We start from the raw sequence: 14118 nt of genomic DNA, 5'->3' as shown, positions 1-14118 counted from the left end.
TAGCCCTAAAGCTCCTCGTTTATCAGACATTTTGTTACGAATTCTACACATTTTCATTCCGCCTATCCTTGCAGTGTTCAAAAACACGAACATTTAATTTTTTTTGAAGACAAATCCTCTTAGAACTAGTTCTATCTGCTACTGTCTATGCTATACTCAATTCTGTTCTATTAATCCAAACATTAGGAGGCTATTATTTTGGAACGTTTTTTCAAATTACGTGACCATGGAACGACCGTGGTAACTGAATTTATTGCAGGGATTACGACCTTCCTTGCCATGGCATATATTGTCTTTGTCAACCCGTCAATTCTGTCTCAAACCGGCATGCCTAGCCAGGCTGTCTTTCTAGCTACACTTTTTGCGGCAGCTAGCTCGACATTGGTCATGGGCCTTTTCGCTAATGTCCCCTACGCTTTGGCTCCAGGTATGGGCCTTAATGCCTTTTTCACCTTCACCGTCTGCTTCGGTCTAGGTTTCACTTGGCAAGAAGCCTTAGCCATGGTTTTCCTGTGCGGTATCTTCAACATCCTGATTACCGTCACTAAAATCCGCAAGCTCTTGATTGTTTCCATCCCAGAATCCTTACAACACGCTATTTCTGCTGGGATTGGGGTCTTTATCGCCTACATCGGGGTGAAGAATGCAGGCTTCTTAAACTTTACAGCCTCCGGTTCTAGCATCCTTTCTGTTAATGGCGGCCCAGCTAGCGCTACCCAATATGCTGGCGGGGTTACCAATGTCGTAGCTGATTCCGGTATCGTTCCAGCCTTGGTCAACTTCACTCAGCCATCTGCAATTCTCGCTTTGATTGGCTTAGCCATCACCATTATCCTCATGGTCCGTCAAGTCAAAGGTGCCCTACTCTTAGGGATTGTCATCACTACCGCCTTAGCCTTTCCAATGGGCCTAATTGACCTATCAAGTGCCAACCTAGCACAAAATTCTCTTGGCAATGCCTTTGGAGAACTCGGTCAAACCTTCTTAGTTATCTTCCGTCCAGAAGGTCTTCCAGCCCTCTTCGCAGACTGGAGCCGTCTCCCCTTAGTGCTGATGACCATCTTCGCTTTCAGCCTCTCTGATGTCTTCGATACCATCGGGACCTTCGTCGGAACTGGTCGCCGGACTGGCATCTTCTCAGCTGAAGATGAATTGGCTCTACAAAATAGCTCAGGTTTCAGCTCAAAAATGGACAAGGCTCTCTTCGGAGATTCTATCGGAACCTTGATTGGTGCCCTCTTCGGGACATCTAACACCACCACCTATGTGGAATCTGCCGCAGGGATTGGAGTTGGAGGACGAACAGGCCTTACTTCTGTCGTCACCGCCTTACTATTCCTAGCGACCATGTTTATTGCACCTTTTGTTAGCCTAGTACCTGCTGTTGCCACTGCACCTGCCCTTATCATTGTCGGTGTACTCATGATGGCTTCCTTCAGTGACCTCAACTGGACAGATTTCGCCGAGGCAGTGCCTGCCTTCTTCTCTTCCATCTTTATGGGCTTCTCCTACTCTATCTCTTACGGGATTGCAGCTGGTTTTATTACCTACGCTATCGTGAAAGTAACACAAGGCAAGGCCAAGGAAATCCACGCCCTCTTGTGGGTCTCCATCGCACTCTTCGTCCTTAACTTCATCATTCTAGCTGTTATCTAATGATATCTAATCACTAGCAGAGACTCTGTCTCTGCTTTTTTGCTATAAAAAAACTGAGACCTATGGTCTCAGTTGCTTATGCTTATTGTAACCAGTTAAAGTGCTGGTAATGGTTATTGATTTGCTCCCAATCTTCAGGGCCAAAATGAGCAAGGGCCTCTTTCATCAAAGTGGCTAAATCGGTCTTCGACAAGGTCTTCATTTGGTCGCTTGAAAACATATGATAGTCGCCCCCGCCGCAGGCACGGTATTGGGTTAGAGCTAGGGTATAAATGGCGTCTAAGTCCAACTCTTGCCCCTTACGTTCATCCACGATACTTACCACACGTTGCCCTACCGGCTGAGTCAAATCTACTGTGGTCATCAAGCCACTGAAGACATCAAAGTTATAATGCTTAGGCTTAGGCGCAATGTAACTTGGATTAATGGCCTTACGCCCATCCTGATCCAGCACCAGATAGTTGAGATCGAACTCCAAGGCATCCTTGATTGTCTGACCACTTACCTCAACAGTCGCAATTAAATTATAGTAAGGATAACTAGCTAGCAGAATTTCATTGGTAATAGGCCCATGGAAATCTTTAAAGGCCTCATTAACTAAGGCAATGGCGCTAAAATCGGCTCCTGTTTCCCGCAATTGCAATTGGTTAAGGAACTCAATATAAGGATGCCCGTAGATACGTGCTTCAAAAGCATCATGAGTAACAGGCAAAAGAGGTGCTTCTCCTAGAACTTGATTCAACCAAGCCGCCCCTTGGCTCAGCTCTGGTTCCATGACCTCGCGTACTGCCTGACTCGGACTCGTTTGGCTAGTTTCGTGCAAGCTCGCTTGACCAGAAACAACTCGATGGTCTTGATCCAAATCTAAAGTAACTTCCGCTACATACTGGCCAGCAAAGCCTGGTTGCACTACCCAAGTCTGTCCTACTTGTTGGCAAATCACACGGTGTTGGTGTCCCGTTAAGAGCACATCTAGGCCTGGAATCCCTTGCAGCATCTCAGCCCCGCGGTTTTCGCCCGTTAAAGCTTCAAGGGGTTCAAAACTATCCAAATCTCGTTCAAAACCACCATGATAAGCCAAGATTAAGACGTCCACCTGAGGTCTGATTTGCTCAGCATATTTCTTGGCCACTTGATAGGCATCGAGGAAGGCTAGCCCTTCATAATGCGCTGGTAACTCCCAATGGGGAATATACTCGGTTGTCACCCCAATAATCCCAATCCGGATGCCTTCACGTTCGGTAATGACATAAGGTTGGCCGAGTGCTGGTTGACCCGTTTCCTGCCAGACAATGTTGGCACACAAAATCGGTGCCTCTAGCTGATTCAAAATATTATCACGATAGTCTTGGCCGAAATTGAACTCATGATTACCAATTAATTGATAATCGTAGCCAATTATATTCATAGCCCGAGCGAAGACGCTACCGTCGCCCGCTTCCTGCTTGCAGTATGTGGCGAAGGAAGAACCCTGTATAAAGTCTCCTAAATCAATGGTTAGGACAGGATGATTAGCCTTTTCTTTCAATTTTTCAATCGTTGCTGCTGTGTTGAGCAATGAGCGCTCAGCATTTTCTGGTGCTTTGAGCCAGAAACCATGTGTGTCGCTGGTCATCAAGATGGATAATTGCCGCATAGTACGCCTCCTTAGTCTTAGCCCTCCTATTATACAGCATCCCGCCAAGCCTCTCAAGTAGCCTAATAAAGTCAAAATAAAAAGGAAAAGACCAAGAGGTCTCCAGCCCCTCAAGGTCTTTTCCCAAGTCAGTCAAGAAAACGAGCGATGCCTTACCCCCACGTAAGGTCGCACCATTTTCCGGCAGTGCACTCCTTGCATTGCCTAAGTCTATCATACAGCACTTGATTGGCAATGAAAAGGCTTATAGGCGGTCTGTAGATGAAGCTTAACACTTCTGACATCTGCCCTTTATTTGATTGCAAATATTACGCTCTTGTAACATTTGCCTAGACCAATCCTAGGCAAGAGCTTCTATTTGATCTAATAAATGATCGACGTAGCCGATCGCTGAATGCAAGGCGCCAGCATCCGCCATAGATACACCAGCATGTTCTGCTAAGGCTAACGGTCCCATGGTACCACCAGCTTTAAGAACTTCTAGCCATTTGTTGATTGTAGTTTGATCACCAGCAGCAATTTTTTGCCCTACAGCCGTCCCAATGGTTAACCCTGCTGAGTAGGTGTAAGGATAGAGGGCCATGAAGTAGTGCGGCTGACGCATCCAAGTCAATTCGGCACCTGGATTAATTTCCAGGGCATCGCCCCAGAATTCCTTAAGGGTTTCTAAGAAGAATTGGTTGAGACTGTCGGTATTGAGGAATTCATCACGGTCTACCGCTTCTAGCACCTTACGTTGGAAGTGTGCTTCCAAGAGGTGGGTGACCATGTTGTGGAAGTAGGTCCGAGCAATAAACTCAGCAATCAAGGTCCGTTTTTGCGCGGCTTCTAAAGGTTGGCTGAGCAAATATTGACACATAATCACTTCATTAGCCGTTGAAGGCGCCTCGATAAAGTAAAGGCTGGCTTCTGGTGTAATAGGCGATACATGCTGGTTGGTTAACTGGAAGTGCCCTGCATGCCCCAATTCATGAGCCAGAACAAGCACTTCGCTAAGTAAGCCTGTCCAGTTGAGCAGAATATAGGATGGACCATCGGCTACCGTCGCGCAGAATCCTCCGGTTGATTTAGTCTGGTTCATCGGATAGTCAATCCAACGCTCATCGAAGGCGCGACGCACAATTTCTTGATAGTCAGGGCCAAGGACCTTGAAGGTATCTTCTACCATGGCACGGGATGCCTCTATGCTGATGGTTTCAGCAGGCTCCTTAGAGAATGGCATCTTAATATCTGCCAAAGATACTTTGTCCAAGCCCTGTTCAGCTGCTAGTAAGCGCGCATAACGACGCATCACCGGCGCAAACTCTGACATAATGACATCAATTTGGCGATTATAGGCTTCACGACTCACATCTTGTTTAAAGAGTTCGTAATCAATGATTGAGTCAAAACCTCGCAACTTAGCTTCCTTCTTGCTCGTTTGCACATAGTTGAGGTAGTTAGCTGCTGCCGTGTGTTGATAGCGCGCCAAGCCATCATGGAAAGACTTCCATGAAGCATGACGTAATTCATAGTCGCTAGCCCCTTCGTAGTCCCCCTCAAATTTGACGAAACTATTTGGATAGGTCTTACCCGACACTTGGAAATCGTCGAAGGTCAAGTCCTGGAACTTGAGGGTTCCATAGAGAGAATATTGGTTGTAGAGCGAGCTCTGGAAACTAGATAAGAGCTCTTCAACCTCCTTAGAAAGGACGCTAGGCTTTAAGCGCAAGACTTCATTGAGATAGCCAGCATAGCGCTTGCCCTTGTCAGATTGACTAAACTCTCTCAGGTAAGCTTCATCCAAGGCTGATAACTCTGGTGCTAGAAAGGCAAGCTTAGCCCCGACTAATTCGAAGAGTTGATCCAACCCCACTGCATTGGCTTCATTCTGAGCATCTAGTTTGTCGGTCTCATAGGCTAGTGAACCATAATGAGAGACCCAGGAAATAGCCACTTGAATAGCCTCGTAGTCGGCTAAGGCCTTTTCTAATTGTTGCGCTTGGCCCAGAGTGCCCGCATAGTTAGCTTCAAATTCCGTCACCTGTTTCTTCAAGCCCTCCACGGCCGCTTCATAGGCCGCCTGGTCTTGATACAAGAGACTTAAATCCCAGGTCTCCGCTAATGGCAGTTCCTGTCTTAAAGGTAATGACATCTTACTTTCCTCCTTGTTCTGCACGTAATTCAGTGATAAAGCGTTCAATGCGTTCAAAGGCTTGCTTCAATTCATCGATTGAGTAGGCATATGATACCCGTACGAAGCCTTCACCTGACTGACCGAAGGCCGAGCCCGGCACAACCGCCACCTTGTGCTCCCGAATCAGACGGGTAGCAAACTCTTCTGAACTTAAGCCAAATTGACTAATATTCGGGAAGATGTAGAAGGCGCCAAAAGGCTCAAAGCATGGAATGCCTAAGCGTTTGAGCTCCGCCATCAAATAACGTCGACGTTGATTATAGCTGTCACGCATCATTTCCACATCACTAGCCCCATTCTTAAGAGCCATGGTGCCCGCATACTGGCTCATAGTTGGCGCAGCCATAATGGCAAACTGGTGAATTTTCACCATCTGAGCCAGAATTTCTTCTGGTCCACAGCAATAGCCCAGGCGCCAACCGGTCATGGCATAAGCCTTAGAAAAGCCATTGATATAGATAGTCCGCTCCACCATACCTGGCAAATCAATGAGCGAATAGTGCTTCTTACCAGTATAGGAAAGCTCACTATAGATTTCATCCGTAATAACCAAGAGATCGTGCCGCACAATGACTTCAGCAATGGCTTCTAAGTCCTCTTTGGTCATAACCGCACCTGTCGGGTTATTGGGGAAGGATAAAATTAAAGCCTTGGACTTAGGAGTAATCGCCGCTTCTAACTCTTCCGCCGTCAGCCGAAAATCATTGGCTTCCTTAAGTGGAATAGGCACCGGAACGCCATCCGCCAGGGTAATACATGGCAAATATGAAACATAGCAAGGTTCATGATAAATCACTTCATCTCCAGGTTCTAGACAGGCGCGCAAGGCTAGGTCGATGGCCTCTGACCCCCCGATTGTGACTAAAACCTGAGTGGCAGGATTGTATTGAACCGCATGATTGCGCGCGATGTAATTAGAAATCTCGGTTCGTAATTCCATCAGCCCACGGTTAGCCGTATAGAAAGTCCGACCTTTCTGAAGGGTGTAAATCCCCTCTTCGCGCACATGCCAAGGGGTATCAAAATCAGGTTCCCCCACCCCTAGCGAAATAACATCTTCAATTTCATTGGCGATATCGAAAAATTTTCGGATACCAGAAGGTTGGATAGATTGCACCTTCTGGTTGATAAAACGATGACTCATGGGGTTACCACCATCCGTTTGTGTTTGTCATCCTTTACGAACATGGTGCCGTGGTCTTTGTATTTAGTTAAGATAATATGAGTCGCTGTTGACTGAACTTCTTCAATCACAGACAAACGACTAGAAACAAAGAGGGCAATTTCCTTCATGGGTGCCTTCTTAAGCTCGACTAGGAAGTCAAAGCCCCCAGACATAAGGTAGAGGGAGTCTACTTCTGGGAAGAGATAAATTTTTTCTGCAATACGGTCAAAGCCTTGCCCGCGTTGAGGGTTGACCTTCAATTCGATAATGGCAGAAACACTTTGATCATCGGTTTTATCCCAGTTAATTAGGGTATGATAACCGACAATAATACGGTCGGCTTCAAGTTCTGCAATGGTTTTGATTACTTCTTCTTCGCTATAACCTAGACGAACAGCTAATTCAGCTGGTGAAATTCTACTGTTACTTTCTAATACTTTTAAAATCGCTTGGCGTTGATTCATGATGAAACCTCCTACTAGACTTGTGGCCAGTCTTTGCTGACACACCCTATTCCTATTATAGCACAAAGCGAGGCTAAGGCGAAAGACTGGAGGTCAGCGCCAAGCAAGTCGAATCTGCGCTAGAATAAAAAAAGCCGAGCGACCTCTTAAGGCTACTCAGCAAGTCATATTCAGAGAATCAATCCCCGACTTTGATTCGGTCGGTAAGATCTCCTGATTGACTAAAATCAATCGGATAATCTAAGCTAGGCTGCGGCATCTGGTAGCCCAGATAGGTCACAGCAAAGTCCTTGAGCCGGGCGCCCACTTCACGGAATTCACGCTTGAATCGGGTGGATTCTGTCTCTTCAGCCGCAAATCCGACGGCTTCTAGGCCCAGGCCACGCGCTAACATAAGCGCACGAGAGAGATGATAGCCCTGGGTGACGATAATAACTCGTTCCTGTCCCAGAACGTGTTTGAGCCGATAAAGGCTATCATAAGTCGAGTAGCCCGCATGGTCTAAATAAATCCGTTTACTGGCTACCCCATGCTGAACCAGATAGTCTTTCATGACTGCTACTTCATTATAATATTGATTGGTGTGGTCGCCACTCATAATGAGAGCCTTATTTGGAAATGTTTGGGCTAGCGCAAGGGCCGAATTTAGCCTCCCTGCCAAAACCTTACTTGGTTCCTTATTGTCGATAATCCCAGCCCCCAGCACTAGAATAGGTACTTGGTCGCCGGCCAAATCGGAGTCTTGGATCTGTTGAGGCATCTTGGTTTGGAATTGGGCGCTAACAATCACCCAAAGATTAATGGCTAGGATTAGCAAGAGCCCTAAGGATGCTAGGCCAAGGATTGCTTTAAAAATTGATAGAATCATTCTCACGAGCCTCCCTCCTTCTCAAATATCTCAGCTTTTATAGTATAACAGTATCCTGAAGAGAAGTCTAAAATTGTCAGTCCTGTTGCGAAATTTAACTCAGCTGTTATCCGTTTGTCACGGACTCTGCCACTTATCTATGGTAGACTATAGAAGATTACCCCGAGGGCTCCAGCCCCCAACTATCAAATATCCCATAGAAAGAGGAAACCCCATGAAATTACGCCATATCTTTTTATTTTTGCTGGCCATTGTCTTAGGTGCCGGCGCCACGATTCTCTATCTCAAACTCCAAGAACCTGCGCGCAAGAACAATCAGACTCAAGAATCTAGTTCTAGCCAGTTAATCAGCCAATCTTCTTCTAGTAAGCCTGAATCTAGCAGTAGCGCCTCTTCCTCTTCGGAGCCACCACAGTCTTTCCTGAATGAAAGTATTCCAGAAGACGCTAGCTACAAGAAGACGGTCTTGCCTGCCGAAATGGACGGTAACGAACTCAACAAGAAAATCAACGAATTCTACCAAGCCAACTACTCAGCAGAAGAGAAGGCTGCTAGCCAACAAGCACTTAGCCAACAAGAATTAGCAGATTTGCAAAACTACTTGGATCAAGCTGGCAATGTCAGTGGTTTGGAAACTAAGGTCGACCAAATCGCGGTTAAGTTAGGCAACCAAACCAGTTATGTCGTTCGTTTAGTTGTACCAATGACTCGCCAAGAAGCCAACAGTCGCGTCAAGGACAGCGATATCGAACTCATGAACCAAGCCTTGTCCTATGTCGGCAATCGCCTAGTCTTGGTAGCCTACTATGATCAAGCTAAGCAAGCGGTGGTGCCTGTCAGCCTATCTAACAGCTCCCGCCCCGCTCTCTTCTACTACAACGTACAACCTTAAAGTAAATCGAAGGCCACCTATCACTTAGGATAGGTGGCTTTATTTGCTTGGGAAAGGCTAATTTTCAGCTGAGTCTCGAACCGTGTCAATGCCTAAAACTACTGCCAAAACTAATACCGGATGAATAGTCTCATCATAGATTTCAATCTCGAAGGTATCGGACCAGGTCATAATCTTGCTCCGAATGGTCGCGATAATTTCTCCATCTGCATCATAAAGACTACAGCCCTTAAGCCAAGAAATACCATCCACTGTCCAACCTAGACCTTGAATCGATAAACGGGTACTTAAGATGCTGAAGCGCTCTTGAATGGTCGCCACTGCTTGGCCGCCAATACTAATTGTTAGGCGTTGGAAGAAGAGCTGCCACATAGCCTGAGTCACTGTCGCTAAGGCTGTTCCTGTCTTGGCATCTAGAATGGTCATCTGACGACGAAGCCAGGGCATACGGCCTCGAACTTGATAGACTACATTCCCTGCTTCATCATAAATCTCAAAGTTTTGGCGAATAGACATAAAATGTTGTTCCATATAGAATTTCATCATATTCTCTCCTTACTTGTGATAGGCGTGCCCCTTCATAATCCGAAAAGCCCGGTAAATCTGCTCGACTAGGACCAGGCGCATGAGTTGATGAGGTAAGGTAATCCGTCCAAAGCTGACCCGCCACTGAGCTTTTTGTTTGAGTCGCTCCGCCAGGCCTAGGGAACCACCAATAATAAAGCTTACCTTACTTTGACCATGTAGGGCCATGCGGTCCAAACGCTGGGCTAAATCTTCAGAAGAGATGAGATCTCCTTCAATAGCGAGGACAATGACCTGACGGCCAGCATCTAATCGAGCCTCTATGCGGTCTGCTTCCTTATCTAAAACTTGTTCGATTTCGAGGGGGGACATTTTCTCTGCGGTCGCTTCATCGGCCACTTCAACGATAGAAAGGTTGGCATAGGCGCCAAGTCGCTTGGTGTATTCAGCAATCCCTTGTTTGAGATATTTCTCCTTGAGTTTGCCGACACAGATAATTTCAATTTGCATCCTGATTCCTCCTACCTTTATCATAGCATTTTTTGATGATTTTTTGTATGATAATAAGGAATTGAATTAGAATCGAGGTTCTCGCTATGCAAGATCTATTCTCCCCGAGCAAATGGACCGCAACCCAGAAGCTAACGGTTAGCTTTCTGGTGGTTATTTTGACCGGGAGCTTTCTCCTCTGGTTGCCTATTTCCAACCAGCCAGGAACACATCAATCTTATTTAGACCATCTTTTCACCGCCGTCTCTATGGTCTGTGTGACGGGTTTGACTGTCCTATCCATTAAGGACACTTATACGGTCTTTGGCCAAATTGTCGGTATTGTCCTTATGCAGATTGGGGGTTTAGGGCTCATCACCCTGATTTCTGTCAGTCTCTTCTACCTGAAGCGACGCATTTCACTCAAGGACCAAACCACCTTGCAGATGGCCCTTAACCGTAATACCAACGACAACTACAAGGACTTTCTCTTTAATGCTTATCGCTTCACCTTCGCAGTGGAAGCCATTGGCGCCCTGGTTCTGATGACGGACTTCATCCCACGCTACGGTTGGGCAAAAGGCGCCTTCAATGCAGTGTTTGTTGCGGTTTCTGCCTTTTGTAATGCTGGTTTTGACAACCTGGGTAGCAACAGTCTCCAAGACTTCGTCCTCAATCCGACAGTTAACTTTACGGTTGCCCTACTCATTATCGCGGGAGGGATTGGTTTCACCGTCTGGGCCGAGCTGAGCGAAAGGCTGAATCACTACTTCCATTCTCGTCCGCGACTTTTGCGTTTGAGTTTCCGCCGTTTGAGTTCCCACTCCCGCCTAGCGCTGATAGCAACTGCTACCTTGTTATTTGGCGGAGCCCTTATCACTTGGCTATCAGAACTCAGACATGGCTCAACTATCGGTAATTATAATATCTTCCAGCAGTGGATGATTTCTTTCTTCCAGTCTACTGCCTTCCGTACGGCAGGCTTCTCGACTTTGAACTATGAAGCGACCCATCCCTTCACTAACCTAGTTTATATGATTCTCATGCTGATTGGGGGAGCACCTGGCGGTACAGCCGGTGGGATTAAGGTTACCACGGCTGCCATCATGTTCTTACTCTTCCGTTCCGAGCTCAAGGGCCACACTGAAGTAACTTTCCATAAACGGGTTATTCCAGCCAGCGCCGTTAAGCAGGCTATGACCATCATTCTCTTTTTCTTCACGGTCTTAATGATTGGCTATTCGCTCTTACTCTTGGAGCATCCAGATTTGAATCCTTACCATCTCCTCTTCGAGGCCATTTCTGCTATGGCCACTGTGGGTTCTTCAGCAGGGATTACCTCGCAACTTACAACTTGGGGACGCATCATTATTATGGGGATGATGTTCTTGGGCCGGGTAGGTCCCTTTACCGTCTTTCTCAGCTTGCTCCAACGTGACCGCAAAGAAATTCACTATGCCGATACTGATGTATTAATCGGCTAATCAGAAAGGATCTGTACACTTATGAAACCAAAACTTAATACTCGGATTATTGGCGTCTTAGGTCTGGGGGTCTTTGGCCGTACCGTCGCTAAAGAACTTAGCAAATACGATGTAGACGTTATCGCCATTGACAACCGACAAGCCAATGTCCAAGACGTGGCGGACTATGTTACTAAAGCGGCCGTTGGCGACATTACCGATTATGACTTCTTGAAAAATATCGGTGTTAAGGAATGCGACATTGTCATTATCGCAACCGGTACTAACCTGGAAAGCTCCGTACTAGCGGCTATGCACTGTAAAAAATTAGGTGTCCCTCGTATCGTGGGTAAGGCTCGTAGCTTAACCTTTGAAGAGGTCCTCTATGAAGTAGGCGTCCATGTAGTGGTCTCTCCTGAACGCGACTCCGGTGTCCGATTAGCATCTAAGATTCTCCGTAATAAGATTGACGAAGTACTACGATTAGACGATGATACCTCGATTGTCGAATTTACGGCGCCTGACGCATGGGTCGGTAAGACTGTCTTAGAATTAGACTTGCGTCGCAAGTACGAACTCAACCTAATTGGTATGCGGGAAGAAAAAGGCGAGAAGTTGAATTCTTCTATTGCCATCAACCACCCAATTGAAGCCAACACCATTTTGGTCGCGATGGCTAATTCTCATGTTTTTGAGAAATATGACTACTTAGGCTACTTTAACGACTAAACCGACTATCATAAAAAGCCATGGTTTGAAACCATGGCTTTTTTGCTAATACATTAAATTTAGGAAGGACGACGACGCATGAGGATGAGGCCAATCGCTGCAATGACTAGTAGAGCACCCACTAACAAGAATGGTAGGCGGTCCACCTCACCTGTATTTGGCAGGCCCTTCTTATTCTCTCTTTTGCTTTCTTTCTTGACCTCTACCTTACTACTTGAGCTTTGACTTTCTTTTGATTCAGATTTAGAGTCAGAAGGCTTAGATTCGTTAGGTTTTGAAGATTCGTTGGGCTTAGATTCACTTGGCTTAGAAACTGAGGATTGAGAAGACTCAGCTGGTTTGGATTCAGCTGGCTTAGAGGCTGTGGATTGAGAAGATTCGGCCGGTTTGGATTCACTTGGCTTAGACATTGAAGATTGGGAAGACTCAGCCGGTTTGGATTCAGCTGGCTTAGAGGCTGTAGATTGAGAAGATTCGGCCGGCTTGGATTCACTTGGCTTAGATTCTGAAGCTTGCGAGCTCTCTGCTGGCTTTTGTTCAGGCTTAGGTGCTGGCAATGAAATAACAGGTAGCACTTGTTTATCCGCTTCATCTTCCAGAGGCAACTGCGCTAAGTAGCTATCGAATTTTTTCTTGAGCGCCGCAAAATTTTGAATGGTTTGACTAGCATCATATACGCTAGCGGTCACCAAACCTTCAGACGTTTCGCGTTCTTTGGCTGGTTTATATTCCTTAACACCCGCCATACCATCTTTTTCAAGACCTTGTTCTACTAGCCACTTATGAGCCGCAGAGACAGCTTGATCACGATTACCCTCTACCAAGAAGTAGAAAACAAGCCCTTCTGTATTATCTTGGGCATTAACTAGAACATAGCGCACAATACTGTGTTCCTTAGCTTGCGCTACTTGGCTGGCCTCCGCCTCATTATTTGATGCAGTGGCTTGTGCTGCAACTGGATAGCTACCCAAAACACTGGCAACTAAACCCAAAACTAAGATTCCTTTCGACCACTTTTTCATGGTGAATCGCTTCCTTTCCTTTTGTTACACTTATTGTAACTCTGTTACAGAAAGATTACAAGTGAATCTTTGTTTTTTATTATTTATTTCCCGAATAATTCATAAATTCGCAACATTCCGCTTATTACCGGTCCAAATCGACAACGCAGATTATTACGTAGATGTTACAAAAATAAAAAGAGCCCCTGTTTTCACAGGAGCTCCAAGCTTCAATTTAACCTTGGGTCAAACGTTTGCGGATGTAACTAGAGCTATACTCGACAATCAAGATAAAAGCAATTAGACCAATTAATATGGCACCCACTTCATCCCATTTGTAGCCGTTAATCGCAAAAGTCAATGGTGCCCCAATCCCGCCGGCGCCAACAACCCCTAGAATCGTAGCGTCACGTAGGTTCATATCGAAACGGAAAATCAGGGTAGAGATCAAACTAGACCAAAGTTGCGGAATAATCCCGCAGCGAATTTTCTGGAAGGTAGAACACCCCGCCGCATCAAGCGCCTCAAGTATTGAATCATCTAAATCATCAATGGTTTCTGAGAAGAGCTTAGAAATCATCCCAATCGAAGTAACTGATAGGGTCATGACCCCAGCGAAAGCACCCGGACCGGTTACGCGGATAAACATGAGCCCGTAAACAAAACTTGGGATGGTCCGAACTGCCATTACGAAGAGGCGTGTAATGACAGTAATGGGCATTGGCATGACCTTACCTGAAGCCAGAAAGGCCAAAGGGATAGAGAATACAGCCCCTACAATGGTTCCCATGAAAGCAATAGCTGCCGTTTCTAGGAGCAAGTGGAGTACGCCGCTCTCACCTAAACCAAGTAAGGTTTCCAAGTTAGGGTGGAAAATCCCGCTAATAATATTGAAGGCAATGGTTGGGCCCTTTTCAGAAATATCAATAGAGCCCAAAGCTGACCAGGACCAAACAATGAGAATTACTAAACCAAGCACCCATAAGGCCTTGAAATACTTATCTGAGGTACGTGATTCATACATTTCATTAATTTTATTAATCATGATCCGAAC

General features: G+C 46.1%; 13 protein-coding genes. 4 read left to right on the top strand and 9 right to left on the bottom strand.

The window, feature by feature from the left end; genetic code table 11:
• Positions 1-198: 198 nt before the first annotated feature.
• On the top strand, positions 199-1656 hold the full coding sequence (locus tag HMPREF3093_RS00970) for an NCS2 family permease (RefSeq protein WP_070755173.1): 1458 nt from the start codon (positions 199-201) through the stop codon (positions 1654-1656).
• An 82-nt stretch (positions 1657-1738) separates the two neighbouring features.
• On the opposite strand, the gene HMPREF3093_RS00965 is transcribed toward HMPREF3093_RS00970, so the two are convergent.
• The 5 genes from HMPREF3093_RS00965 to HMPREF3093_RS00945 form a co-directional block, all read right to left on the bottom strand.
• Positions 1739-3292, bottom strand: a complete 1554-nt coding sequence (locus tag HMPREF3093_RS00965) for a bifunctional metallophosphatase/5'-nucleotidase (protein WP_070755172.1) — start codon at positions 3290-3292, stop codon at positions 1739-1741.
• Between the two features lie 340 nt (positions 3293-3632).
• On the bottom strand, positions 3633-5426 hold the full coding sequence (pepF, locus tag HMPREF3093_RS00960; RefSeq protein WP_070755171.1) for an oligoendopeptidase F: 1794 nt from the start codon (positions 5424-5426) through the stop codon (positions 3633-3635).
• Position 5427: 1 nt separating this feature from the next.
• Positions 5428-6612, bottom strand: a complete 1185-nt coding sequence (locus HMPREF3093_RS00955; protein ID WP_023392237.1) for a pyridoxal phosphate-dependent aminotransferase — start codon at positions 6610-6612, stop codon at positions 5428-5430.
• Positions 6609-7097 (bottom strand): Lrp/AsnC family transcriptional regulator, encoded by a 489-nt coding sequence (locus HMPREF3093_RS00950; RefSeq protein ID WP_023392238.1) that lies wholly within the window; start codon positions 7095-7097, stop codon positions 6609-6611. Before HMPREF3093_RS00950 ends, HMPREF3093_RS00955 begins: the two co-directional genes overlap by 4 nt.
• Before the next feature lie 178 nt (positions 7098-7275).
• The gene (locus HMPREF3093_RS00945) at positions 7276-7965 is read right to left on the bottom strand and encodes a SanA/YdcF family protein (protein ID WP_070755170.1); all 690 of its coding nucleotides are present in this window, start codon (positions 7963-7965) and stop codon (positions 7276-7278) included.
• A 214-nt stretch (positions 7966-8179) separates the two neighbouring features.
• On the opposite strand from HMPREF3093_RS00945, the gene HMPREF3093_RS00940 reads away from it, so the two are divergent.
• Positions 8180-8857, top strand: a complete 678-nt coding sequence (locus tag HMPREF3093_RS00940) for a hypothetical protein (protein ID WP_070755169.1) — start codon at positions 8180-8182, stop codon at positions 8855-8857.
• A 57-nt stretch (positions 8858-8914) separates the two neighbouring features.
• Here the strand turns inward: HMPREF3093_RS00940 and HMPREF3093_RS00935 are convergent, their stop codons facing one another.
• Together HMPREF3093_RS00935 and rlmH are read right to left on the bottom strand one after the other, a co-directional pair.
• Positions 8915-9400, bottom strand: a complete 486-nt coding sequence (locus tag HMPREF3093_RS00935; RefSeq protein ID WP_070755168.1) for an LURP-one-related/scramblase family protein — start codon at positions 9398-9400, stop codon at positions 8915-8917.
• Positions 9401-9412: 12 nt separating this feature from the next.
• Entirely contained in the window at positions 9413-9892 is a 480-nt protein-coding gene (gene rlmH, locus HMPREF3093_RS00930) for a 23S rRNA (pseudouridine(1915)-N(3))-methyltransferase RlmH (protein ID WP_070755167.1), read from the bottom strand.
• An 86-nt stretch (positions 9893-9978) separates the two neighbouring features.
• Here rlmH and HMPREF3093_RS00925 point away from each other — a divergent pair, with 86 nt between their 5' ends.
• Together HMPREF3093_RS00925 and HMPREF3093_RS00920 are read left to right on the top strand one after the other, a co-directional pair.
• On the top strand, positions 9979-11355 hold the full coding sequence (locus HMPREF3093_RS00925) for a TrkH family potassium uptake protein (protein WP_070755166.1): 1377 nt from the start codon (positions 9979-9981) through the stop codon (positions 11353-11355).
• Positions 11356-11376: 21 nt separating this feature from the next.
• Entirely contained in the window at positions 11377-12063 is a 687-nt protein-coding gene (locus tag HMPREF3093_RS00920; RefSeq protein WP_023392244.1) for a potassium channel family protein, read from the top strand.
• A gap of 59 nt (positions 12064-12122) precedes the next feature.
• Here the strand turns inward: HMPREF3093_RS00920 and HMPREF3093_RS00915 are convergent, their stop codons facing one another.
• Entirely contained in the window at positions 12123-13085 is a 963-nt protein-coding gene (locus HMPREF3093_RS00915; RefSeq protein WP_070755165.1) for an LPXTG cell wall anchor domain-containing protein, read from the bottom strand.
• A 214-nt stretch (positions 13086-13299) separates the two neighbouring features.
• A complete protein-coding gene (gene phnE / locus HMPREF3093_RS00910; protein ID WP_070755164.1) occupies positions 13300-14109 on the bottom strand; it encodes a phosphonate ABC transporter, permease protein PhnE in 810 nt (269 codons plus the stop codon).
• Between the last annotated feature and the right edge of the window lie 9 nt (positions 14110-14118).

Source organism: Abiotrophia sp. HMSC24B09 (assembly GCF_001815865.1).
Lineage (GTDB): Bacteria > Bacillota > Bacilli > Lactobacillales > Aerococcaceae > Abiotrophia.
Note: the sequence above shows the minus strand (reverse complement) of the source record. Positions and strands in the feature narration are given on the sequence as shown.